Annotated in this window: 17 protein-coding genes; 4 read left to right on the top strand and 13 right to left on the bottom strand. The window is 63.4% G+C overall.

Annotated features, from left to right (window positions below):
• Window positions 1-65: 65 nt before the first annotated feature.
• Complete coding sequence (locus tag K6301_RS11870; protein ID WP_247217147.1) at window positions 66-1,112, bottom strand: threonine aldolase family protein; 1,047 nt, start codon at window positions 1,110-1,112, stop codon at window positions 66-68.
• Window positions 1,113-1,620: 508 nt separating this feature from the next.
• On the opposite strand from K6301_RS11870, the gene gltB reads away from it, so the two are divergent.
• Window positions 1,621-6,345: a glutamate synthase large subunit gene (gene gltB / locus K6301_RS11865; RefSeq protein ID WP_247217137.1), complete on the top strand. Its 4,725-nt coding sequence runs from the start codon at window positions 1,621-1,623 to the stop codon at window positions 6,343-6,345.
• Between the two features lie 182 nt (window positions 6,346-6,527).
• On the top strand, window positions 6,528-7,985 hold the full coding sequence (locus tag K6301_RS11860) for a glutamate synthase subunit beta (protein WP_247217136.1): 1,458 nt from the start codon (window positions 6,528-6,530) through the stop codon (window positions 7,983-7,985).
• A 104-nt stretch (window positions 7,986-8,089) separates the two neighbouring features.
• Here K6301_RS11860 and K6301_RS11855 read toward each other — a convergent pair whose 3' ends face one another.
• Window positions 8,090-9,235, bottom strand: coding sequence for an SGNH/GDSL hydrolase family protein (locus K6301_RS11855; RefSeq protein ID WP_247217134.1), 1,146 nt, complete (start codon window positions 9,233-9,235; stop codon window positions 8,090-8,092).
• 124 nt (window positions 9,236-9,359) lie between these two features.
• The gene (locus K6301_RS11850) at window positions 9,360-10,580 is read right to left on the bottom strand and encodes a lytic murein transglycosylase (protein WP_134645890.1); all 1,221 of its coding nucleotides are present in this window, start codon (window positions 10,578-10,580) and stop codon (window positions 9,360-9,362) included.
• 196 nt (window positions 10,581-10,776) lie between these two features.
• Here K6301_RS11850 and galU point away from each other — a divergent pair, with 196 nt between their 5' ends.
• Window positions 10,777-11,664, top strand: coding sequence for a UTP--glucose-1-phosphate uridylyltransferase GalU (gene galU, locus K6301_RS11845; protein ID WP_134645888.1), 888 nt, complete (start codon window positions 10,777-10,779; stop codon window positions 11,662-11,664).
• A 3-nt stretch (window positions 11,665-11,667) separates the two neighbouring features.
• On the opposite strand, the gene K6301_RS11840 is transcribed toward galU, so the two are convergent.
• Window positions 11,668-13,188, bottom strand: coding sequence for an outer membrane beta-barrel protein (locus K6301_RS11840; RefSeq protein ID WP_247217132.1), 1,521 nt, complete (start codon window positions 13,186-13,188; stop codon window positions 11,668-11,670).
• Between the two features lie 130 nt (window positions 13,189-13,318).
• Between K6301_RS11840 and K6301_RS11835 the strand changes: the two genes are divergently transcribed.
• Window positions 13,319-14,314 (top strand): KpsF/GutQ family sugar-phosphate isomerase, encoded by a 996-nt coding sequence (locus tag K6301_RS11835; protein ID WP_160871565.1) that lies wholly within the window; start codon window positions 13,319-13,321, stop codon window positions 14,312-14,314.
• 3 nt (window positions 14,315-14,317) lie between these two features.
• Here the strand turns inward: K6301_RS11835 and K6301_RS11830 are convergent, their stop codons facing one another.
• The 9 genes from K6301_RS11830 to K6301_RS11790 form a co-directional block, all read right to left on the bottom strand.
• Window positions 14,318-14,776, bottom strand: a complete 459-nt coding sequence (locus tag K6301_RS11830; RefSeq protein WP_247217131.1) for an NfeD family protein — start codon at window positions 14,774-14,776, stop codon at window positions 14,318-14,320.
• Between the two features lie 2 nt (window positions 14,777-14,778).
• On the bottom strand, window positions 14,779-15,813 hold the full coding sequence (locus tag K6301_RS11825) for an SPFH domain-containing protein (RefSeq protein WP_247217129.1): 1,035 nt from the start codon (window positions 15,811-15,813) through the stop codon (window positions 14,779-14,781).
• A gap of 94 nt (window positions 15,814-15,907) precedes the next feature.
• Complete coding sequence (gene hemH / locus K6301_RS11820) at window positions 15,908-16,942, bottom strand: ferrochelatase (protein WP_247217127.1); 1,035 nt, start codon at window positions 16,940-16,942, stop codon at window positions 15,908-15,910.
• Window positions 16,943-17,079: 137 nt separating this feature from the next.
• Window positions 17,080-18,945: a bifunctional metallophosphatase/5'-nucleotidase gene (locus K6301_RS11815; protein WP_247217125.1), complete on the bottom strand. Its 1,866-nt coding sequence runs from the start codon at window positions 18,943-18,945 to the stop codon at window positions 17,080-17,082.
• Between the two features lie 206 nt (window positions 18,946-19,151).
• Window positions 19,152-19,523, bottom strand: coding sequence for an outer membrane lipoprotein Omp10 (gene omp10, locus K6301_RS11810; RefSeq protein WP_247217123.1), 372 nt, complete (start codon window positions 19,521-19,523; stop codon window positions 19,152-19,154).
• 175 nt (window positions 19,524-19,698) lie between these two features.
• Window positions 19,699-21,150 carry a homospermidine synthase gene (locus K6301_RS11805; RefSeq protein WP_247217114.1) on the bottom strand — a complete coding sequence of 484 codons (1,452 nt, stop codon included), beginning with the start codon at window positions 21,148-21,150 and terminating at the stop codon, window positions 19,699-19,701.
• Between the two features lie 165 nt (window positions 21,151-21,315).
• Window positions 21,316-21,936, bottom strand: a complete 621-nt coding sequence (locus tag K6301_RS11800) for an aminotransferase class IV family protein (protein WP_247217112.1) — start codon at window positions 21,934-21,936, stop codon at window positions 21,316-21,318.
• Window positions 21,921-23,078 carry an aminodeoxychorismate synthase component I gene (locus K6301_RS11795; protein ID WP_247217109.1) on the bottom strand — a complete coding sequence of 386 codons (1,158 nt, stop codon included), beginning with the start codon at window positions 23,076-23,078 and terminating at the stop codon, window positions 21,921-21,923. Before K6301_RS11795 ends, K6301_RS11800 begins: the two co-directional genes overlap by 16 nt.
• A gap of 27 nt (window positions 23,079-23,105) precedes the next feature.
• Complete coding sequence (locus K6301_RS11790; RefSeq protein WP_247217108.1) at window positions 23,106-24,953, bottom strand: M3 family oligoendopeptidase; 1,848 nt, start codon at window positions 24,951-24,953, stop codon at window positions 23,106-23,108.
• Window positions 24,954-25,060: the final 107 nt, after the last annotated feature.

Genomic DNA, 25,060 nt, shown 5'->3' with positions numbered 1-25,060 from the left:
GGCTTTATCGGCCGGATTTATCGGAATGAAGAGGGCGGTGCCGCAAGGCGCCGCCTTTTTTTGTGTCAGAGAGCTGAAAGGAAGGCGTCCACATCGGCCTCGCGGGTCGCGAAGCTCGTGACGAGGCGGACCAGGGTTTCGTCTTCGCGCATGGTGGCTTTCACGGCTGGGCCGGCGGGCCAGTCGTAAAAGGCCGCGCCCTTCTCCCGCAGCGTCTTCAGGGCATCGTTGCTGACGATGGCGAAGAGCTCGTTCGATCCGCTCGGCCAGGCAAGGCGAGCCTTGTCGGAAGCGGCAAAGCCGCTGGCGAGGCGGTTCGCCATGCCATTGGAGTGGCGGGCGAGGGTCAGCCACAAATCATTCCGGAAATAGGCGTCGAACTGCGCGGCGATGAAGCGCGACTTGGAAAAGAGCTGGGCGGAGCGCTTGCGCAGGAAATGCATCTGCTGGGCTTTCGACGTGTCGAAGAGGACGAGAGCCTCCGCACACCAGCAGCCGTTCTTCGTGCCGCCGAAGGAGAGAATGTCGACGCCGCGTTTCCAGGTCATCTCCGCAGGGCTCGCCCCCAGATGCACGAGCGCATTGGCAAAGCGGGCGCCGTCCATATGGAGCGGTAGCCCGGCTTTCCTGGCGATATCGGACAGGGCCGCGATCTCGTCCAGCGTGTAGGCCGTGCCGGCTTCGGTCGCCTGTGTTATGCTGACCGCCATCGGCTGGCCGCCATGCACGAAATCCGGTGGGAAGCGGCTGATGGCGGCGGCGAGCGCCTCCGGCGCGATCTTGCCTGCCGGGCCATCGACGGGCACCAGCTTGGCACCGGTCGCGAAGAATTCGGGCGCGTTGCATTCATCGACATTTATATGGGCCTCGCGGTGGCAGAACACCTGGCCGCCCGGCCTGTTGAAGCTCGCCAGGGCGAGCGAGTTCGCCGCCGTTCCGGTGCCGACGAAGAACACGGCCACCTCGTGCTCGAAAATCTCGGAGAAGGTCTTTTCCACATGCTTGTCGAGGTCGCTGGTGCCGTAGGCCGGGGCAAAGCCTTGGGCCGCGTCCACCAGGCTCTGTGCGATGTCGGGATGGGCGCCGGCCCAGTTGTCGGAAGCGAAAAACATTGGAATCTCTGTGCGGTTGGAGGCTGCGGAGACCATAATGCAGAAACGAGGGTGATCAATCGCCGGCTTGATCCGGCGACACGCCATCCCTGGAAAATGAAACGAACGGAAACAATGTGACGTTAAGCCGTAATTTAATTTCGGCCTTTCGCGGAAGGCGGCAATTTTTCTTCATAAGGTCGTGTTTATTTGGCATGATGGCCTTGCAGCCCAAGGGCGTTTCTGGCATAGAGCACATGAAATAGGACAGGGTTGCTGTCCTATTTCGGTCAAGAGACCGAGCGACGCCCCTCCCACGAGGCCGGGGCAGAGGCAACGGGCAGGGAGAGCCACTCTCCGGAACGCCCCGCCGCCCAGGACGGTCCGATGATCACAAGCTGATCGGTCGTCTTGTTTGACCGCGTCACGCTCAGGAACAGACAGTCATGGCCGAGGCTTGCCGCAACGCAGGCCGCGGCCATGTGGGTGGAAGCAGAAGCCGGCGAAATGCAGGCGACAGGAGAGAGACATGGTGAAGACCCAAGCACATGCTTATCGGCAGACCCGGGCGCAGACGACGACTGCGACGGGCGCCAAAACGCGCGCTTCCGCCCTGGGTCTGCCAAAAAAACAAGGACTCTACGATCCGCGCAATGAACACGATGCCTGCGGCGTCGGTTTCGTCGCGCATCTGAAAGGCAAGAAGTCGCACCAGATCGTCCAGGACGGGCTTTTCATGCTCGAAAACCTGACGCATCGCGGTGCCGTCGGCGCCGACCCGTTGATGGGCGACGGTGCGGGCATTCTCGTACAGATTCCGGACCGTTTCTTCCGCGAGGAGATGGCTAAGCAGGGCGTCACGCTGCCCAAGGCAGGCGAATACGCCGTCGGCCACATCTTCATGCCGCAGGACGAGAAGCTGGTCGACTATTTCAAGGAGGTAATCGGGGACGTCGTTGCGGAGGAGGGGCAGGTTCTTCTCGGCTTCCGTGACGTGCCGGTCGACAACTCCTCGCTCTCCAAGGCGCCCGAGATCGCCGCCACCGAACCGCGCCACGTTCAGGTCTTCATCGGCGCCGGCCGTGAAGCCGCGACGAGCGATGAGTTCGAGCGCCGTCTCTTCACGCTGCGCAAGGTGATCTCCAACCGCATCTACGACGAATATGAAGGCGAGGAGAGCAACTTCTATCCGGTCTCGCTCTCCGCGACGACGATCGTCTACAAGGGCATGTTCCTGGCCTATCAGGTCGGCGCCTATTACAAGGATCTCGCCGATCCGCGCTTCGAATCGGCCGTCGCCCTCGTGCACCAGCGCTTCTCGACCAACACCTTCCCGTCGTGGAAGCTCGCGCATCCCTATCGCATGGTCGCGCATAACGGCGAGATCAACACGCTGCGCGGCAACGTCAACTGGATGGCGGCCCGCCAGGCCTCCGTTTCCTCGCCGCTCTTCGGTGAGGACATCACCAAGCTCTGGCCGATCTCCTATGAGGGGCAGTCGGATACCGCCTGCTTCGACAACGCGCTCGAATTCCTCGTGCGCGGCGGCTATTCCATGGCGCATGCCGTGATGATGCTCATCCCCGAGGCCTGGGCCGGCAACCAGCTGATGAGCCCCGAGCGCAAGGCGTTCTACGAGTACCACGCTGCCCTGATGGAGCCGTGGGACGGCCCGGCCGCCGTCGCCTTCACCGATGGCAAGCAGATCGGCGCGACGCTGGACCGCAACGGCCTGCGTCCGGCCCGCTATCTCGTGACGGATGACGACCGCGTCATCCTCGCCTCCGAAGCCGGCACGCTGCCGGTCAAGGAAGAGAGCATCATCAAGAAGTGGCGCCTCCAGCCGGGCAAGATGCTGCTCATCGACATGGAAGAAGGCCGCATCATCTCCGACGAGGAGGTGAAGTCCTCGCTCGCCGCCAAGCACCCCTATCGCGACTGGCTGGACAACACCCAGATCATCCTTGAGGATCTCGGCCCGGTCGAGCCGCGGGCGCTGCGCCGTGACGTGTCGCTGCGCGACCGCCAGCAGGCCTTCGGTTACACCCAGGAAGACACCAAGCTCCTGATGTCGCCCATGGCGACGACGGGGCAGGAGGCGATCGGCTCCATGGGCACGGATACGCCGATCTCGGCCATGTCCGACAAGACCAAGCTGCTCTACACCTACTTCAAGCAGAACTTCGCGCAGGTGACGAACCCGCCCATCGACCCGATCCGCGAGGAACTGGTCATGAGCCTCGTTTCCTTCATCGGTCCGCGTCCGAACATCCTCGATCATGGCGGTGCGGCCAAGGCCAAGCGCATGGAAGTGCGTCAACCGATCCTTACCAATGGCGATCTCGAAAAGATCCGCTCGATCGGCCATGTCGAGGATCTCTTCGACACCAAGACGCTGGACTTCACCTATGACGTGGCGCGTGGCGCCGACGGCATGCCGGAAATGCTGGAGCGGCTGTGCGAGCGCGCCGAGCAGGCGGTAACGTCGGGCTATAACATCATCGTTCTGTCCGACCGGCAGATCGGTCCGGACCGCGTGGCGATCCCCGCATTGCTCGCAACGGCGGCCGTGCACCATCACCTGATCCGCAAGGGCCTTCGCACCTCGGTCGGTCTCGTCGTCGAGACGGGCGAGCCGCGTGAAGTCCACCATTTCTGCCTGCTCGCCGGCTATGGCGCGGAAGCGATCAACCCTTACCTCGCCTTCGATACGCTCACCGACATGCACAAGCGCGGCGAGTTCCCGAAGGAAGTGGATGCCGAGGAAGTCGTCTACCGCTACATCAAGGCGATCGGCAAGGGCATCCTTAAGGTCATGTCCAAGATGGGCATTTCGACCTACCAGTCTTATTGCGGCGCGCAGATCTTCGACGCCATCGGGCTGTCGTCCGAACTGGTCGACAAGTTCTTCTTCGGTACGGCGACCACCATCGAAGGCGTCGGCCTGGAGCAGATTGCCCGGGAGACCTTCAACCGCCACAAGGCGGCCTTCGGGCGCGATCCGCTGCTCGCCAACACGCTCGATATCGGCGGTGAATACGCCTATCGCATGCGCGGCGAGGAACATGCCTGGACGCCCGACGTCATCGCCTCGCTGCAGCATGCGGTGCGCGGCAATGCCGCCGACCGCTACAAGGAATTCGCCGAACTGGTGAATGCCTCGTCGTTGCGCATGAACACGATCCGCGGCCTGTTCTCCATCAAGAGCGCGGAAGCGGCAGGTCGCAAGCCCATCTCCATCGATGAGGTCGAGCCCGCGGCCGATATCGTCAAGCGCTTCTCGACGGGCGCCATGTCCTTCGGTTCGATCTCGCGTGAGGCGCATACGACTCTGGCGGTTGCCATGAACCGGATCGGCGGCAAGTCGAACACCGGCGAGGGCGGCGAGGAGAGCGATCGCTACCTGCCGCTGCCGGATGGTTCGTCCAATCCCGAGCGTTCGGCGATCAAGCAGATCGCATCGGGCCGCTTCGGTGTGACGACGGAATATCTCGTCAATGCCGATATGCTCCAGATCAAGGTCGCGCAGGGCGCCAAGCCCGGTGAAGGCGGCCAGCTGCCCGGTCACAAGGTGGATGCGACGGTCGCCAAGACCCGTCACTCCACGCCCGGCGTCGGCCTCATCTCGCCGCCGCCGCACCATGACATCTACTCGATCGAAGACCTGGCGCAGCTCATCTACGACCTGAAGAACGTCAATCCAGAGGCCGATATCTCGGTGAAGCTCGTCTCCGAGGTCGGTGTCGGCACGGTCGCTGCCGGCGTTGCCAAGGCGCGCGCGGACCATATCACGGTCGCGGGCTTCGACGGCGGCACGGGCGCTTCGCCGCTCACCTCGTTGAAGCATGCCGGCTCCCCCTGGGAGATCGGCCTTGCCGAGACGCATCAGACGCTAGTGCTCAACAAGCTGCGTTCGCGCATCGCCTTGCAGGTCGATGGCGGCCTGAAGACCGGCCGCGACGTCGTCATCGGCGCGCTGCTGGGCGCCGACGAATTCGGTTTTGCCACCGCGCCGCTGATTGCGGCCGGCTGCATCATGATGCGCAAGTGCCACCTCAACACCTGTCCGGTAGGGGTCGCCACGCAGGACCCGGTTCTGCGCAAGCGCTTCAAGGGCACGCCCGAGCACGTCATCAACTACTTCTTCTTCGTGGCCGAAGAGGTGCGCGAAATCCTGGCCTCGCTCGGCGTTCGCTCGCTGAACGAGATCATCGGCGCCTCGGAACTGCTCGAGAAGGAGAAGATGATTTCGCACTGGAAGGCCAACGGTCTCGACTTCTCGCGTATCTTCCACAAGGTGGATGCGCCGAAGGAGGCGACCTACTGGACCGAGCGGCAGAACCATCCGATCCACGACATCCTCGACCGCAAGCTCATCGAGCAGGCGAAGCCGGCGCTTGAATCCAAGACGCCCGTTGCCTTCGAGGTTGACATCAAGAACGTCGATCGTTCGGCGGGCGCTATGCTCTCGGGTGAAGTCGCCAAGCGCTATGGCTTCAAGGGCCTGAAGGACGATACGATCTCCGTGAAGCTGCACGGCACGGCCGGCCAGTCCTTCGGCGCGTTCCTCGCCCGCGGCATCACCTTCGATCTGGTGGGCGCCGGCAACGACTATGTCGGCAAGGGCCTGTCGGGCGGCCGAATCGTCGTTCGTCCGCCGGAAGGCAACCGCGCGGTGCCGCATGAATCGATCATCGTCGGCAATACCGTGCTCTACGGCGCGATTGCGGGCGAGTGCTACTTCAACGGCGTGGCCGGCGAGCGTTTCGCCGTGCGCAACTCCGGTGCGGTCGCTGTCGTCGAGGGCGTGGGTGACCACGGTTGCGAGTACATGACGGGCGGTGTCGTTGTCGTCATCGGCCAGACGGGGCGCAACTTCGCGGCCGGCATGTCGGGCGGCGTTGCCTATGTGCTTGATGAAGCCGGCGATTTCGCCCGTCGCTGCAACATGGCGATGGTCGAGCTTGAGCCGGTGCCGGAAGAAGACGACATGCTGGAGAAGCTGCACCACCATGGCGGCGACCTCATGCACAAGGGCATGGTCGACGTGTCCGATGACATGACGCGCCATGACGAGGAGCGGCTTTATCAGCTCGTCTCGAACCACCTGCACTATACGGGTTCGCCGCGGGCCAAGGAGATCCTCGACCACTGGGCCGATTATCGTCCGAAATTCCGCAAGGTGATGCCGGTCGAGTACCGCCGCGCGCTCGAAGAGATGGAGCGCATGAGGATGGGGGTCGCTGCCGAGTGAGGCAGCGGTTCACCAACCTTCACCGGCTGGTTTCGCTGGGCTTGGTGGTCGCGGTCCCCGGGATCGCGGCCCTTGTGAACGGCGAGATCAGAATCGAATTCATCGTACTGGGATTGGTGGTTGGAGCCGCCTACTGGTACTGGGGCCCCGCGGGCGCCCCGCTCTGAGCAAGGATTACTGAAGTGGGCAAGGTAACTGGTTTCATGGAAATCGACCGGCAGGTGGCGAAGTATCAGCCGGCCTCCGACCGCATCCGCCATTTCCGCGAATTCACCATCCCGATGTCGGATGCCGAGGTGCAGAAGCAGGCTGCGCGCTGCATGGATTGCGGCATTCCCTATTGCCACGGTCCGACCGGGTGTCCGGTGCACAACCAGATCCCGGACTGGAACGACCTCGTCTATAACGGCAACTGGGAAGAGGCGATCCGCAACCTGCATTCGACCAACAACTTCCCGGAATTCACCGGCCGCGTCTGCCCCGCACCCTGCGAGGAGGCCTGCACGCTGAACCTCGAGGATGCGCCGGTTTCCATCAAGACCGTCGAGCAGGCGATTGCCGACAAGGCCTACGAGATGGGCTATATCGTGCCGCAGCCGGCGACGGTGAAGACGGGCAAGAAGGTCGCCGTCATCGGTTCCGGACCTGCCGGCATGGCCGCTGCCCAGCAGCTCGCCCGCGCCGGCCACGAAGTGCACCTCTACGAGCGCGAATCCAAGGCCGGCGGCCTGCTGCGCTACGGCATCCCGGACTTCAAGATGGAGAAGAACTTCATCGACCGCCGCGTCGATCAGATGCGGGGTGAGGGCGTGACGTTCCACTATGGCGTCAATGTCGGCGTCGACAAGCCGATGGACGAGATGTTCGCCGAGCATGATGCCGTGCTCTATTGCGGCGGCTCGGAGACCCCGCGCGATGCCGGCATTCCCGGCGTCGATTTCGCCGGCGTGCACGATGCCATGCCCTATCTCGTGCAGCAGAATCGCCGCGTCGGTCGGGAAAACGTCGACAGCGTCGGCTGGCCGTCCGATCCGATCCTGGCCGGCGGCAAGCATGTCGTCGTCGTCGGCGGCGGCGACACCGCATCGGACTGCGTCGGCACGGCGTTCCGCCAGGGGGCGGTGAAGGTCACGCAGCTCGACATCCGTCCGCAGCCGCCGGAAAAGGAAGACAAGCTGGCCGTCTGGCCGTTCTGGGCAACGAAGATGCGCACCTCCTCCTCGCAGGCCGAAGGGGCCGTGCGCGAGTTCCAGGTCGGCACGCTCGAATTCGTCGGCGATGAAGATGGCGTGCTGACGGGCGTGAAGTGCTGCCAGGTGGATGACCGCCGCAAGCCGATCGCCGGTACGGAGTTCATCATCAAGGCGGATCTCGCCTTCATCGCCATCGGTTTCCGCGGTCCCTTCACCGACAGCGTGCTGAAGGATCTCGGCGACAAGCTCGCGATCAACACCGACAAGCGCGGCTCGTCGAACGTCATCGCCAATGACCGCGACTACAAGACCTCGGTCGACAAGCTCTGGACGGCCGGCGACGTGCGCCGCGGCCAGTCGCTTGTCGTCTGGGCGATCCGCGAAGGCCGTCAAGCCGCGCGCGCGATCGACGAGGCGCTGATGGGCACGACCACGCTGCCGCGTTAAGGCAAACGGGAGCGCGCAAGAAAGCCGCGCTCCCGACTATTCGGGATAAGGGTATTCACCGATCCCGCTGTGGTCATGACAGATGACCGCGGCCATTTCCTGGTTCAGGGCGTCGCGGTCTTGTCGAGGCGGAAATCGTCCACACGGCCGAGCGGTGCGTCGGCGGTCTCGCCCTTGTCGACCAGCTTTTCCCTCAGGCTCTTGCCGTTCCCCTTGATGGCGGCCCCGCCCAGAAGCGCGGTACCACCGTCGAGCGACGGGTCGGACAGGCTGATCGGCTGGGTCTTGGTGATCTCGGCATCGACCGGCGGCGTGGCAACAACAAGGTCTTTTAGATCGTTCTGCAGGCTCGGGCCGTCGGCCGCCGCATCGCCCAGGATACGGCGGATTTCCTTTTCCACATAGAAGGCGAGCTTGCGCTTGCCGGCGGGTGTGAAATTGATGCCGTCCGAGCCGCGCAGGCGAACCTGCTGGCCGTTGATATCGGAGCCCGAGGTCACAAACTTGCCGGCCTCGTCGACGAAGCCGTCCCAGATATCGACGAAGGTTCCGCCGGTCTTTTCGGCACTGGCGCGATAGATGCCGTTCAGTGTGGTCATGTCGGCGGTGAGTGCGGAGGACTGGAAGGCCGGCATGCCCATCCAGAGCGTCGGCTTGTTGCCCTCATGCGCGATGGCGGCGATACGCTCGACCCGGCTTTCGTATTCCTTCGTCCAGGCGTCGGAGCGGAATTTCTCCTTCTCGCCTGCAATGGTCATCTGCTGCCGGTCGTTTGCGCCCAGGCTGATCACGACGAGCGCCGGTTTCGTTTCCGCAATCAGGCCGGGCAGCGAGGCCGGCCAGTCGTAATAATCGTCTCGCACCAAACCCGACGAGCCGTTCGTGCGCTTGTCCACGATGATGCCGGGAGTTGTCTTGAAGGCCTCGATCAGGCCGTCACCGAGGCTTCCTGCAATGAAGTCGCCGACCACGAGCACGACCTTCGCGTCCGCCAGCTTTTCCACCGGCGCGGGTTCGGGGCTCTTCGCCACCGTCGCTGCCGGGCGCTTTTTCCTGACAGCGGCGCGGGGTTTGCGAATGGTCGGTTCGGGCGCGACTTCCCTGGGCTTTTTCTTGCCGAAGAGGAATTCGAGGATTGACCTGCGCTCGACACGTTCCTGCGCGCCTGCCGGCGTCGCCATGGGGATCGCGAGGCTTGCGGAGACGGCGAGCGCAAGCCCGAGGCGGATGATCCGGATCGTCATGCTCATTGCAGGGCTCCGCGATTTCTACGCATTCTGCGGACGGTCGATGGCGGCATGATGGCAAATGCCGGTGGCGGGGGAAAGCAAAAAGGGGCGCCGAAGCGCCCCTCATGCCGGATCGTTGCCATTTTCAACGCTGGAGCGCGCGCAGGACCTTCTGGCTCGGCTCACCATCGGCGGGCAGGCCCATGCGGTTTTGGAAGGCCTGGATGGCGGCCTTCGAGCCGGAGCCGAAGTTGCCGTCAACCTCGCCGTCGTAATAGCCGAGTTCCTTCAGGCGCGTCTGGAGTTCGAACTTCTCGGTGATGTCGAGCGTGCCGTCGGGCCGCGGCCAACGCTGCTTGACGCCACCGTAGCCGGCGATCTGGTCGGCGAGCATGCCGACGCCCATCGCGTAAGAATCCGAGGCGTTGTAGCGCTTGATGACGAAGAAGTTCTTGGTCATCAAGAAACCCGGCCCGCCATTGGCCGGCATCTTCAGCTCTGCACGGTCCGAGCCGTTCTTGAAGCCGCTGCCGCCCGGACGCGTGAAGCCGAGCTTCGCCCACTGCGCGAGCGTCTTGGTCTGGCCGGAATATTTGCCGCCACCCGGCGGGACGACGATCTCGTAGCCCCAGGTCTTGCCCGATTGCCAGCCGTTCTTGGCCAGAAGGTTGGCGGCGGTCGCGAGCGCGTCGGGGATGGAGTTCCAGATGTCGCGATGGCCGTTTCCGTCGGCATCCACCGCGTAGAGCATGTAGCTCGTCGGGATGAACTGCGTGTGCCCCATCGCACCGGCCCAGGAGCCGGTCATGTCGCGCGCGGCAATGTCGCCGCGCTGGATGATCTTCAGCGCCGCGATCAGCTGCGTGCGCGCATACTTTGCCCGCTTCTTGTCTGCATAGGCGAGCGTGGCGAGCGCGCGCGGCACGTAGTGCAGCCGGTCGTCCTTGGCCAGCACCGCGCCGTAGTTCGATTCCATCGACCAGATGGCGAGCAGGATGTTGCGGTCCACACCGAAATGACGTTCGACCGCCGCGAGCGTGCGGGCATGCTTCTTGGCCATTTCGCGGCCGATGCGCACCGTGTAGGGATTGACGCGGGAATCGAGGTAGTCCCAGATCTGGTGCTTGAATTCCGGCTGGTAAGCGGCCTTCTCCAGCACATCCGGGTCGGGCGTCTTGATGCCGGCAAAGGCCTGCTGGTAGGTCGATTTGCTGATGCCCGCCTCTGCTGCCGTCTGATAGAAATCGGCGATCCACTTCTGGAAGCGCGCGTCCGCATGTGCGACCGCGGTCTGGGCAAAAAGGCCGGCCGAGAGGAGGAGGGTGAGCGCGGATCGGCGCAGAACGGTTTTGAGATTCTGTGTCATCAGCTGTTTCCGTTTTCAAATTTCGGTTCGGTGGCCGGGAACCACCGGCGAGGACGCAAACTTATAAAAACGAAGTCAACAAATTCTTTACCATCAAACTTTTGCCGCGTCTCTCTTTGCAAAAAAATAGCAATTGGACACTATTCCGGCACAGTGATGGCTAGCCATGAGGGCAATTGGCTTAACGAGGTGAAAAATGTCGCAGACACGCAAGGTTCGCAAAGCAGTCTTCCCGGTGGCCGGTCTCGGCACCCGCTTCCTTCCGGCCACCAAGGCCGTGCCGAAGGAAATGTTGACCGTGGTGGACAAGCCGGTGATCCAATACGTGGTGGATGAGGCGCTGGACGCCGGCATCGAGCACCTCATTTTCGTGACGGGCCGCTCCAAGGCCGTCATCGAGGATTATTTCGATATCCAGGTCGAGCTGGAGCAGACGCTGCGCCAGCGCAACAAGACCGCCGAGCTCACGCTTCTGGAAAGCATCCTGCCGGTTGCGGGCTCGACGAGCTTCACCCGCCAGCAGGAGCCGCTCGGCCTTGGCCATGCAGTGTGGTGCGCGCGCGAATTGGTCGGCAACGAGCCTTTCGCGCTGCTTCTGCCCGATATGATCATGAAGGCTGAGAAGGGCTGCATGAAGGGCATGGTCGAGCTGTTCGAACACAGCGGCGCCAATGTCATCGCCGTCGAGGAATGCGCGCCGGACCAGGCGCACAAATACGGCATCGTCGGCGTCGGCGAGAAGGTCGGCGAGGGCTTTGCCATCACCGAGATGGTCGAGAAGCCGCCGAAGGGCACCGCGCCCTCCAACTTCTTCATCAATGGCCGTTACATCCTGCAGCCGGAAATCTTCCCGATCCTGTCGACGCAGGAGCGCGGCGCCGGCAATGAGATCCAGCTGACCGACGCCATGGTGAAGCTTGCGACCGAACAGAAGTTCGCCGCCTACCATTTCCGCGGCGAGACCTATGACTGTGGCGCCAAGGATGGTTTCATCCTGGCCAATATCGCGTTTGCGCTGGCACGCGCCGATATTCGTCCTTCGGTCGAAGGTCCCCTGAAGGAACTCGTCGCGGGTCTGAAGTAAGGCTCAGCGACGCAAGACGAGACCGATGCCGGCACGCGTGATGCCGGTATCGTCCGCACCGCGCTGGCGGGTCAGTTCGTAGGAGACGTCACCCGTGAGCGCGAGCCAGCGGTTGAGGTTCCATGTCAGGCCCGCACCCGCGAGGTAGACGCTCTGGTTGGGGATGGCCGTAGAGGACTTGAAGTCGCGCCACGTATAGGCGCCGGTCAGCCGCGCCACGAGGTTGTCCCGAAGTTCGTGGGTCAGTGTCGCGTCGGTCGTGTATTCGACATAGCCGCTCTGGCCGGGCGCGGTCGACGGCTCCAGCTCCGTGCGCAGGCCAAGCCGCAGATCGGTACCGCGTTGCGGCGACCAGAACACGGCGCCGTCCAGCGCGATGCCCTGGAGTGCGGCGAGGCGACTGTCATCGAACGACGCGCGCTTGTAGCCGAGGCCGAGATCGCCGCGCAGCTTTTCGCCGAGATCGACTTCCACGCCTGCGCGGCCGCCGAGGGTGAGGGCAGAGCGTTCGTAGCCGAGCGAATCTCGCTTCTGGTCGTAGAACGACCGTCCGACGGAGGCTTCGAGATAGGGGATGAGCGCAGGCGACAGCGCATAGCCGACCCGGCCGGTCAGCGTTCCCGCCGAGAAGTTGCGGTCCGAGAGGTCCAGCTTGCTGCCGTCCTGAAGGGCTGCGTCGCCATAGACCTCGCGGTCGAAATCCGCGCTGATCGTGCCGCGGATAAGGCCGAAATCGCGCTTCAGGCTCGCGCCGGCGGCGAATTTGTGCACGCCGGACTGGGTCGTGGCGCCGTTGATCGCGTTGGGATCACTAGAGCTTTCGCGCTCGAACGCGTAGCCGGCGGTCAGGTTGGCGATCGTGTCGTTGCTGAGGTCGAGCCGCAGGTCGGCATTGACATTGACCTTGGGCTCGGTTTCGCCCGTGCCGCTGATATTGCGCTGGTGGATACCCTCGGCATCGATCGTCAGCTGATGGCGCGACCAGTCGGAGGTGAGCGACCCCTTCAGGCCCGTCTGCCAGAAGGAACGGCTTGTCGAGACGGAGCCGGTCTTGGTCTTTTCGTGGTTGATGCCCTGCGAAAGCGAGGGCTTCAGGATGAAGGTTCCGAGACGGATACCGATCGGCTCGTAGGGATTGCCGAAATTGCTGCGCACATTGTCGAGGTCGGCCTCGCGCTGGTTCAGCCGCTCGGTGCGACGTTCGGCGGGCAGGAAGGCGCCGTTTTCGCCAGGTGTCGTCTCCACCAGTCGGGCCGCCTCCTCGTCGGACATGGGCGCGCGCGCCGGTATCGCACCGGTGGTCGCAGGTGTACCGGATGTGCTGCCCGTCGCACTCGTGTCCGTATCGGTTTCCGTGTCGGTCGAGGCCAGGGGGTCCTGAAAGGCGCTCGAAGCGGGGACGACCTTTTGCTGGGCCATCGCCGGCATGGCCGCAAGCATGGTGCCGGCAAGCAGCAACGCGGCCAGACGCCGTGTCGGGCGTGACCACGGGGTCCCGCGTGCCTGTAGCTGTGCCTTCACCATGATCGGCCCTGCGATTCTCGAATTCCTAAGCGAACGTAAATCACCATGGTTAACGCTTGGTTTCCGCGGCGGCGCAGGCGCTGCACGGTTCTGCATGGACAGGTTCGGACAAAAACGCTAACGAGGCGCCATGATCAAGAGACAGGCAAACGTTGATGGCGAGGGCGCTATTGCCTCTGCGCTGAGGACCGTCGAGACGGAAAAGGCGGGGCTGCTTGCCCTTTCGACGGCATTGCAAGGCGATCTGCACGATGCGTTCTGCGAGGCCGTGCGGCTGATCGGCAGCATTGCAGGCCGGGTCATCGTCACCGGCATCGGCAAGTCCGGGCACATCGGCGTGAAGATCGCCGCGACCCTGGCCTCCACCGGCACGCCTTCCTTCTTCGTCCATCCCGTCGAAGCCAACCATGGCGACCTCGGCATGATCGGCCGCGACGATGTCATCCTGGCGCTCTCGTGGAGTGGCGAGACGGCAGAGCTTCAGGGCATCGTTTCCTATTCGCGCCGCTTCTCGATCCCGCTGATCGCCATGACGTCAGGCGAGCGCTCGGCGCTGGCGCGCGAGGCCGATACGGTGTTGCTGCTGCCCAAGGTTCAGGAAGCCTGCCCGCATGGGCTCGCACCGACGACATCGACGCTCATGCAGCTGTCGCTGGGCGATGCGATCGCCGTGGCACTTCTGGAGGCGCGCGGCTTCACGGCCGTCGATTTCAAGACGTTCCACCCCGGCGGCAAGCTGGGCGCGAGCCTCTCTTATGTCGGCGATATCATGCACAGCGGCGAGAACATCCCGCTGGTGGGGCTCGGCACGTCGATGCCGGATGCAGTGCTGATGCTGGCGCAGAAGCGCTACGGCTGTGTCGGCGTCGTCAATGACGAGGGCCTTCTCGTGGGGATCGTCACGGATGGCGATATCGCCCGCAACCTGTCGCGCAATCTCTCCGAACTCATCGTCGACGAGGTGATGACGCGCAGCCCGAAGACCGTGAAGCCGGGCACGCTTGCGACATCGGCGCTGGCGCTTCTCAACCAGCACAATATCTCGGCGCTGATCGTGACCGACGAGGCGTTTCGCCCCGTCGGCATCGTGCATTTCCACGATCTCCTGCGGATCGGCGTCGTTTGACGTTCAGGCCGGCTCGACGGTGAGGTCACGGCCATTGCTGGCCGTGACGCGCACGCGCGTGCCGATCGGCAGGTCCGGTCCCTGCACACTCCACATCGTATCGTCCAGCCGGATGCGTCCACGCCCTTCGGCGATGGGGTGCTCGAGCGTGGCGGTGCGGCCAACGAGGCTCTGGCCCCGCTGGTTCAGGTAGGGCTGGTCGCTCGCCGTGTCGCTACGGCTGACGATGCGCCGGCCAAGGACGGCCGCGACCAGCGACAGAACGGCGAAAACCAGCCATTGCACCTGCCAGACCCAGAAAGCCTCACCCCACAGGAGAAGCGACAGCGCGCCCGTTATGACGGCGGCAATGCCGATCCAGACGAGGAAGACGCCGGGCAGCAGCACTTCGAGGATCAGCAGGACGATGCCGAGCACCCACCACGCCCAGGGGCCAAGCTCGGTGACGATGCGCTGGATCATGCTCAGCTTCCCTGCGGCGTGTCGAAGGGGTTGCGGAAGGCGGGTGTAGCGGCGGTCGTGGTCGTCGCTGGCGTCGTCTGGCGCGTACGCTGCGGATTGCCGCCGGCCGGGGCGGGGCCGTTTCCGAACACTTCCTTGGCGATGGCGCCGATGCCGCCGAGCGAGCCGATGAGCGACGATGCTTCCATGGGCATCAGCACGATCTTCGAGTTCGGCGCCTTGCCGATCGCGGCCATGGCTTCGGTGTACTTCTGCGCGACGAAGTAGTTGATCGCCTGCACGTCGCCGGCGGCAATGGCTTCCGATACCATCTTCGTCGCCTTGGCTTCGGCTTCGGCAAGGCGTTCGCGCGCTTCTGCATCGCGGAAGGCGGCTTCGCGCTGGCCTTCGGCCTCGAGGATGGCGGACTGCTTGGCGCCTTCCGCGCGCAGGATCTGCGCATTGCGGGCGCCTTCGGCTTCCAGAACCTGCGCGCGCTTCTCGCGCTCGGCCTTCATCTGCCGGCCCATCGAATCGACCAGATCCTTCGGCGGTGCGATATCCTTGATCTCGACGCGGGTGATCTTGATGCCCCACGGATTGGCCGCTTCATCGACGACGCGCAGCAGCTTGTCGTTGATCACGTCGCGATTGGACAAAAGCTCGTCCAGATCCATCGAGCCCATGACCGAGCGGATGTTGGTCATGGTGAGGTTGAGGATGGCGTTTTCCAGGTTGGCGACCTGATAGGCCGCCTGGGCCGGGTTGAGAATCTGGTAGAACGCGACGCCGTCGGCCGAGACGCTAGCATTGTCACGGGTGATGACTTCCTGCGTGGGAATATCCAGCACCTGTTCCATCACATTCATCTTGGCGCCGATGCGATCGATGAAGGGGATGATGAGGTTGAGGCCGGGCTGCAGGGTGCGGGTGTAGCGGCCGAAGCGCTCCACCGTGTACTGGTAACCCTGCGGGATCGTCTTGATCCCGGCGAAGACGATGAGGACAACCAGCACCACGAGGGCGATGACGACAATATCCAATCCTGCAAAATTCATTCTTCTTCTCCTGACAGCCCTGTATCGCGGCGCACTGTAAGCAATACGTGCCGCGATACCAGTCTATTTGCTCAGGGCGAAGATTTATCCTGGCTCAGACCCAGCCGGAAAGCTCGCGGCGCACGACCGTTTCCAGCACGGCCATGCCTTCGCGACTGTCATTGAGACAGGGAATATGCGCGAACTTCTCGCCACCATTGTGCAGGAAGCTTTCAGCGGCCTGCTCGGCGATCTCCTCCAGCGTCTCCAGGCAATCGGAAACGAAACCCGGATTGAGCACGGCGATCCGCTTGATGCCCTCCTGCGCCAGTTTCTCGACCGTCTTGTCCGTATAGGGCTGCAGCCATTCTTCTGGCCCGAAGCGGGACTGGAACGTGACCACCAGCTTTTCCTTCGACCAGCCGAGCCGTTCGCGCAGCAGGCGCGCGGTCTTCTGGCACTGGCAGTAATAAGGGTCACCCTTGTCGAAATAGCTTTGCGGAATGCCGTGGAAGGAGGTCAGCACGCGCTCCGGCTCCCAGTCGAGCGTGGCGAGGTGCTTTTCGATCGAGACGGCGAGCGCGTCGATATAAACCGGGTCGTCGTGATAGGGCGGCACGGTGCGCAACGCCGGCTGCCAGCGCTGCTTGAGCAGGAACTCGAAGGCCTTGTCGTTGACCGTCGCGGTCGTCGCGGCCGCATATTGCGGATAGAGCGGGAAGAGCAGGATGCGTTCGCAGCCCTGCTTCTGGAGGGCCTCCATGCGCGACGCGATGGAAGGCTGGCCATAGCGCATCGCCCAGTCGACGATGACGTTGGAATGTTCGGCGAGCGAGGCGGCCATCAGCTCGGCCTGGCTGCGCGTGTAGGTGCGCAGGTAGCTCTCGTTCTTGTCTTTGTTCCAGATCATCTCATAGGCCTTGCCGACCTTGCCGGGGCGCGTGTTGAGCACGATGCCGAAGAGGATCGGATACCACGCGATCTTCGGCCACTCGATGACGCGCTTGTCCGTCAGGAACTCCTTCAGGTAGCGGCGCATGGACGTGTAGTCGGTGCCGTCGGGCGTGCCCAGGTTGACAAGCAGAACGCCCACCTTGCCGTGCTTGACGGGCGGATGACTGGTGGGCTTGGCGGTGGCGCTGTCCTGCATGGTTCGGTCCTGTGCGTGCGGGGTTTCGGTCGTTGTTCTTCTACGCGGCGGTGGGCCGTTCGGTTCGGAATGGTTCTAAAAAGAAATGCCGGCCCGGAAAAGACCGGACCGGCAGAAAATGTGGAGACAAATTGTCCTTATTTTCCGGGAATGGAAAGTTCGGTCCCGATATGCAGGGCGCGCGGTCGCGGATTGCCGTTGGCGTCCGCGATCCGGCGCCACAGCGTTCCATCGCCATAGGCCGCCTTGGCGATGTCCCACAGCGTATCGCCTCGCGCGATGACGTGTTTGCCGCCGGCGGCGACGGTTCCGGAAGCGCTCTCGGCCGGTGTCGATGCGGCTGCGGCAGTGGTGGTCTTCTCGCCTTCCGACGCGGGTTGCGCCGCTGTCGCCGCGGCGACCTCGGCGATGCGGCCATCGGTATAGGGCTTGTAGGGTCGGTGCGCGGCAAGATAATCGGCAACGACCAGTTCAAGGTTCGGGCCGAAGTCGTAGGCGTTCTGCCCTGCGGTCGCGAAGACCGAATAGCCATCGCCTCCGGCGCGCATATAGTTGTTGGAGACGACGCCATAGGTCTTCGCCGGATCGAGCGGGACGAAGGTCTCGCCTTCCTTCACCTCGGCGGAAACGACGCGGCTGCCGGCCGGCTTCGACCGGTCGAAGGTGTATTTCAGGCCGGAGACCTGCGGGAAGCGGCCCGCGCCCTCCTCGATCTCGCTGAGCCCGTTCTCCAGCGCCAGGATCACGTCGGATCCCTTGAGCTGGAACGTCGCAAGCGAGTTTTGGAAGGGCAGCACGGTCAGCACCTCGCCCATGGTGACGACGCCCTTGTCGATCGATGCACGCAGGCCGCCGCCGTTCTGGATGGCGATCGATATGCCCTGCGCCTTGACGCGATCGAGGATGGCATCGGCGACCAGGTTGCCCATGGTGCATTCCTGCGCGCGGCAGGTCTCGCGTGAACCGTCGATGGTGTCGGTCGTCTCGGCGACCTCCTTCTTCTTCAGTTCCTCGATCGGTGCGCCCAGCTCCTTCACGCGTGCGGCAAAGCCGGTATGCGGTTTTACTGCGGCGTCGAGCAGGAGGGGCGCCCCGCTTGCCGCCTTCACCTTGCCGGCATCGTCGAAGACGACCTTCAGTTCACCGAGATATTTCGAATAGGCATAGGCCTGCACGATGGGAACCTCGACGCCGGCCGGGTTCTTCACGAGCGTGGGATAGGGGCCGGCCGCCTTGTCGTCGGTGCTGGAAAGCAGCGTATGGCTATGGCCCCCGACGATCACGTCGATGCCGTCGACGGCGGCGGCGATTTCCTGGTCACGCTTGTAGCCGACATGGGAAAGCAGGATGATCTTGTTGACGCCCTCGGCTTCGATCGTCGGAATGACGCTCTTGAGGTAGGTGATCTCGTCCTCGAAGAACACGCCCTTGCCGGGCGACGAGGTCTCGCCGGTGTCCGTCGCCAGAACCGAGACGACGGCGACCTTCTCGCCGCCGATCTCCTTGACGACATAGCCCTTGATCCGGTTGGCGATGGGCGTGTCGGCGCCGGCGACCGTGTTGCCCGAGATGACCGGGAACTTCACCTGGTCGAGGAACTTCGCGAGTTCCTCCGGGCCGTCGTCGAATTCGTGGTTGCCGACTGCCATCGCATCGAAGCCGATACCGTTCATGAATTCGGCGACGGCCTGGCTCTTGTAGGTGGTGTAGAAGAGGGAGCCCTGGAACTGGTCGCCGGCATCCAGCACCAGCACGTTCGCCTTCGCGTCGGTCAGCGCCTTGCGCGCATTGTCGATGGCCGTCTTCACGCGGGCGATGCCGCCGAAGCATTCGTTCTTGCCATCCTCCTCCGCCGTGCAGGTGGAATCGTACTTGTTGATGGCCTCGATGCGCGAATGCAGATCGTTGATATGCAGGATGTTCAGCTCGTAGTCGGCGAGAGCCGAGCCGCTGGAAAGCGCGATGAGGGAGGCGGCCAGAAGGCCGGAGCGGAAAATCGTCATGGTCCTCTTCTCCTTGTTTGCCGCGCCTCTCGGCACGGAACGCTGGCCGATCCCAATAGACCGCGAACATGACAGCCAGCCGGTGAATGTTTTCACCGGTCAGCGGCAACTTCAAGAAAAAACCGGGCGCGTGCGGCTCTGCCGGATCGGTGCGCAAACGAAAAAGGGGCCTTTCGGCCCCTCGATCGTAACCAGGACAGCGCGTCTCAGGCGCGGCGTGCGAGCGAGAACTGTGCACCGGCGGAGGTGGTGCAATTCAGCTGCTGCTGGCTGACCAGCGCGCAATTGACCTTCGACTGCGTGTTGCGCACGAGCGAGGTCATGTTGATCTCGACGAGCGTCGGCGACGTATTGATGTAGGTGCCGGATGCCAGGAGCTGGTTGGTATCGGTCGTGCGGGTCGTGAACGTACCGGCCGCGAAGGTCGATACGATACCGTTCGGATCTACCCATGCGCCTTCGACGCCGGTCGGAGCCGGGCGGTGCGCCATCGGCATCTCGCGCGGTGCGCGTTCCGTCTGGCAGGAAGCGAGTGCTGCTGCGGCGGCAAGCAGGCCCAGGACAGCGATTGGTTTCATCTGAAGTCTCCCGAGGTCGTGGCCGGCGCGAAGCACCCGTCCATTTTGCCTGAACATGCCGCGAAGAGACGTTGAAAGCAAGACGCGCAGCCCGGCGGATCGGCATTATCCCATTGAAAGCGAAGACGCCCGCGGCAGGCCGCGGGCGTCTTTGAAGCGGGTGACGGGTTGCGGATCAGCGAACGAGAATGTTCTTGAACTGCCAGGGGTCCTTCGTGTCGAGGTCTTCCGGGAAGAGGCCCGGGCGGCCATCGAGCGGGGTCCAGTCGGTGTAATGGCCTTCGACCGGGCCGAGATAGGGCGTCTGCACTTCCAGGCAGCGCTTGTAATCGATCTCGTCGGCCTCGACGATGCCGGCCTTCGGGTTCTCGACCGCCCAAACCATGCCGGCGAGCACGGCCGATGTCACCTGCAGGCCGGTGGCGTTCTGGTAGGGCGCGATGCGGCGGGTCTCCTCCAGCGAGAGGCGCGAGCCGTACCAGTAGGCATTCTTGTCGTGGCCGTAGAGCAGGACGCCGAGTTCATCGACACCGTCCACCAGCTCGTTCTCGTCGAGAACGTGCAGGACGGGCTGCTGGTTGCCGCCGTTGCCGAACATCTCGTGCAGCGAAAGCACGGCGTCGTTGCAGGGATGATAGGCGTAGTGGCAGGTCGGCCGGTAGGTCACGTCACCGTCCTTGTCACGCACCGTGAAGTAATCGGCAATCGAAATGGACTCGTTGTGTGTCACCAGGAAGCCGTATTGCGGGCCGGGCGTCGGGCACCAGGTGCGCACGCGCGTGTTCGCGCCGGGCTGCTCCAGATAGATCGCCGCCTTGCAGCCCTTCTTGTGCTTCTTGGCGTTCTTCGGCATCCACTTTTCGTGGGTGCCCCAGCCGAGTTCGGACGGCTGCAGGCCTTCGGAAATGAAGCCTTCGACCGACCAGGTGTTCCAGAACGTATTGAGGGGCTTCGGGTTCTTCGTGCGCTGGGTGTCGCGCTCGGCGATGTGCACGCCCTTGACGCCGATCTTCTTCATCAGCTTCGCCCAGCCTTCGCGGTCATGCTGCGCGGGCTCTTCGAACTTGATCTCGAGGTCTTTGGCGAGGTTCAGGAGGGCCTGCTTGACGAACCAGGAGACCATGCCCGGATTGGCGCCGCAGGTGGAGATGGCCGTCGTGCCGCCGGGGTGCTTTTCCTTCTCCTTGCGCAGCGTCTCGCGCAGGGCGTAGTTCGTGCGGTCGGCATTCTTCATGCTCTTGTCGAAGTAGAAGCCGAGCCAGGGCTCGACCACCGTGTCGATGTAGAGCACGTCGAGCTTGCGGCAGAGCTTGATGAGGTCGACTGAGCCCGTATCGACCGAGAGGTTGACGCAGAAGCCCTGGCCTTCGCCTTCCGTCAGCAGCGGCTTCAGGAGGGTCTTGTAATTGTCCTTCGTGACATGCGCCTTGATGTGACGGACGCCGTGGCGCGCGTAGATTTCCGCATCGGCGGCATCTTCACGCGGCTCGATGACGATCAGCCGGTTCCGGTCATATTTGAAATGGCGCTCGATGAGCGGCAGCGTGCCGCGACCGATGGAGCCGAAACCGATCATCACGATCGGACCGGTAATTTCGCCATGTACCGGGTAGGTGCTGTCTGCCATTTGGTTCTCCTGCGGGGCGGCCGCTTTGCGCTCGAAAAAAGGGCCTCGAAGGCCCCCATACCATAATATGTCAGCGCTAGAGCACAGTTTTCTGTCACAATAAAGATTGCTACGGAATTCCTTGGCGATATTCTTAACCGGTTGGAAGCACCGGCAATTCCAGGCTCAGGCGAGGCGTGCCCGGATGAGGCCGCGCAGCGAATTGCCTACCAGGACGTCGCCCTTTTCGATGTCCTCGGGGCGCAGCACAGTTTCGACGGCCCGGCCGCTCTCCAGCAGCTCTTCCCGCAGCACGCCCGCAAGCAGGCCCGATGCCAGCGGAGGCGTTTTCAGGATGCCGGAGCCGTCATCGAGGAAGAGCGAGGTGATGGTGCCCTCGCAAAGCTCGCCGCGCTCGTTGAGCAGGATGACCTCGTCGGCCTCGCCTGCGGGGAATTCGGCGCGGGCCGCAGTGTAGAGGCCACGGCGGGAGGTCTTGTGGCGCAGCAGCGGGTCGTCGGAAGCCAGGCGAGTGGTCGCGAGCTTGACGCGCCAGACGGTATCCGCCGGAAGAGGTGCGAAGGCTGCGGTCTGCACGTCGATGCGGCCGTTGGCGAAGAGTTCGAGGCGCACCCGCAACGCTGTTTCGGCGATAGCGACGCCTGCAGATAGCGCGTCACCTGCGTTCTCTGAATCCGGTAGCCCCAAAGCGTCAGCAGAACGTGTGAGGCGAGAAAGATGCCTTTCCAGCCGTACGAAACCGGTGCCGGGTTCGAAGCGCAGGGTCTCGATCAGCGAGATATCCATTGGTCCCCCACGGCGAAGCGTGCCTTGAGCAGGCATTCCTCATATTCCGATTCCGCGGTGGAATCGAAGACGATGCCGCCGCCGACATTGAAGACCGCGTTGCCGTCCTCGAACAGCGAGATCGTCCGGATGGCGACGTTGAAGCGCATGGTTCCATCGGGAGCGATGAAGCCGATTGCGCCGCAATAGGCGTCGCGCGGGCCGTCCTCCAGGTCGTGCAGGATTTCCATTGCGCGCATCTTCGGCGCGCCCGTGATCGAGCCGCAGGGAAAGAGCGCAGCGAAAATCTCGCGAATGGTGGTCCCCGGCGTGAGCTTCGCCCGCACATGGCTCACCATCTGGTGCACCGTCGGATAGGTCTCGACGGCAAAGAGTTTCGGCACATGCAGGGTGCCGACCTCGGTGATGCGCGAGATATCGTTGCGCAGGAGATCGACGATCATGCGGTTTTCCGCCTGCGACTTCGGATCGGCCTGCATGGCGGCGATGATGCCGGCGTCTTCGGCCGCACTCGCCCCGCGCGCGGCCGTGCCCTTCATGGGATGGGTCTCGATCCAGCCGTCGCTGTCGATGTCGAAGAAGAGTTCCGGCGAACGGGACAGCAGTTGCGGGCCGTCGAGGGAGACGAAGGCGCCGTAGCGCACCGGCTGGCGTTCGATCAGCGACCAGAAGGCGGCAAGCGGATCGCCGTTCCAGCGCGCGCGGATCGGCATGGTGAGGTTGGCCTGATAGCAGTCGCCCTGCCGCAGATGCCGGTGCAGTCGGTCGAAGCGGCTGCGGTAGCTCTCGAAATCCCAGTCCGCCTTCGGCTCGGTCAGGAACGGCTCGTTTTCGGTGCGCTGGCGTGGTTTTACCAACGGGTGGCCATCCGCCGGTTTTTCGAAGATGCCGAAGCTCATCAGCGGCGTCGGGCGGTGTTCCTCTGCAAAGGGGGCGAGCTTTTCCTCGAAGAGATGGCCGGCCTCATAGCTCATGAAGCCGGCGATCCAGTGGCCTTTCGCCTGCGCGGCCTCAAGCGCCGCGAAGGCCGGCTCGAACCCGGCGCGGTCCCGCACGGTCACGACGGCGAGCGGATCGGCGAAAACCACCGTCCGGTCCTCGCGGTCGTCCCTGAGGAGCACAAAGCGTTCGCGGTCGGTCATGCGGGCGGCGTCCGGCTTCCGTTTCGATTACGCCTTATCAAGCGCTTCCAGTTTGTCGATCAGCCCCTCGATCATCGACAGTCCCTTGCTCCAGAACGACGGATCGCTCGCATCGAGGCCGAAGGGCTTGAGAAGCTCCGTGTGATGCTTGGTTCCACCGGCTTTCAACAAGTCGAAATATTTCGCCTGGAAGCCCGCCTCGGCCTGGCTGTAGACGGCGTAGAGCGAGTTCACGAGGCAATCGCCGAAGGCGTAGGCATAGACGTAGAACGGCGAGTGGATGAAGTGCGGGATGTAGGCCCAATAGGTCTCGTAACCCTCGGAAATGCGGATCGCCGGGCCGAGGCTCTCTTCCTGCACGGAGAGCCAGAGTTCGCCGATCTGGTCGGACGTGAGCTCGCCTTCCTTGCGGGCGGTGTGCACCTTGCGCTCGAATTCGTAGAAGGCGATCTGGCGCACGACCGTGTTGATCATGTCCTCGACCTTCTGGGCGAGCATGGCCTTGCGTTCGCGCTTGTCCTTGGTCTTGTCGAGCAGGCTGCGGAAGGTCAGCATCTCGCCGAAGACGGAAGCGGTTTCGGCCAGCGTCAGCGGCGTGGACGCCATCAGCGCGCCCTGGCCGCCGGCCAGAACCTGATGCACGCCGTGCCCGAGTTCATGGGCAAGCGTCATCACGTCGCGCGGCTTGCCCATATAGTTGACGAGCACATAGGGATGCGCCGACGGAACGGTGGGATGGGCAAAGGCGCCCGGCGCCTTGCCGGGGCGAACCGGTGCGTCGATCCAGCCCTTGTCGAAGAACTCCTTAGCGATATCGGCCATTTCAGGCGCGAAGGCGCCGTAGGCGGCAAGAACGGTGTCGCGAGCTTCGTTCCACGGAATGACCGCGTCGGGCGTTTCCGGCAGCGGCGCATTGCGGTCCCAGAACTCCATCTGCTCCATTCCGAGCCACTTCGCCTTCATCGCATAGTAGCGGTGGGACAGGCGCGGATACGCGTTGCGCACGGCTTCTGCCAGTGCCGCGACAACTTCAGGCTCGACGCGATTGGCGAGATGGCGGCTGTCGGCGATGTCGGCGAAACCGCGCCAGCGGTCGGAGATTTCCTTGTCCTTGGCGAGCGTGTTGGTGATCAGCGTGAAGGTGCGGATGTTGTCCTTGAACGTCTTGGCCAGCGCTTCGGCTGCCTTGCGGCGGGCGTCGCGGTCGGGTGACTGCAACTGGTTGAGGGCGATTTCGAGCGGCAGTTCCTCGCCGTCGATCGTGTAGCGCAGCGATGCCATCGTCTCGTCGAAGAGGCGATTCCAGGCGGCCGCGCCGGTCATGGACTTCTCGAGGAAGAGCTGTTCGGTCTTGTCGTCGAGCTGGTAGGGCTTGTCCTTGCGCAGGTCCTCTATCCACGGGCGATAGTGTGCGGCCAGCGCATCGTTTTTCAGCGCCGCCTCTAGGCGGTCGTCGGCTATCCTGTTGAGTTCAAGGGAGAAAAACAGGAGATGCGCGCCGAGATCGGTCAGCTTCGCCTGGATGTCGCCGTAGAACTTGCCGTTGGCCGGCTCGGTCGTATTGGTGAAATAGGTGAGGCCGGCAAAGGAGATGAGGCGGCCCATCACGTCTTCCAGCGCCTCGAATTCGCGCACTGCGGCGCCGATTCCCTCGTCATCGGTCTTTTCCGTGGCGGCGTCCAGCTTGCCCTTCCATCTGGCCTCGAATGCGAGCGTATCGGCTTCGGCCTTCTTCATGTCGGCCTGGAATTCGGGCGACGTCTGCGAAGGATAGAGATCGGTGAGGTTCCAGCCGGGAAGGTCGCCCAGCTCGGCGCTTGCGGCGGCTTCGGCCGGGGCGAAGGTGATCCGGGGCTCGGGGAAATTGCGGGTCATCTCTATCTCTCTTCCAGAATGGGCAGATCGGCGTCCTGCTTGCGTCGGCAATGGTTAAAATGCAAGCCTTTCTCAAAACGGCATGTTCAACCCTTTCTGCCAAGGTC

Origin of the sequence: Shinella oryzae, assembly GCF_023038235.1 — a bacterium.
GTDB lineage: Bacteria > Pseudomonadota > Alphaproteobacteria > Rhizobiales > Rhizobiaceae > Shinella > Shinella sumterensis.
Note: the sequence above shows the minus strand (reverse complement) of the source record. Positions and strands in the feature narration are given on the sequence as shown.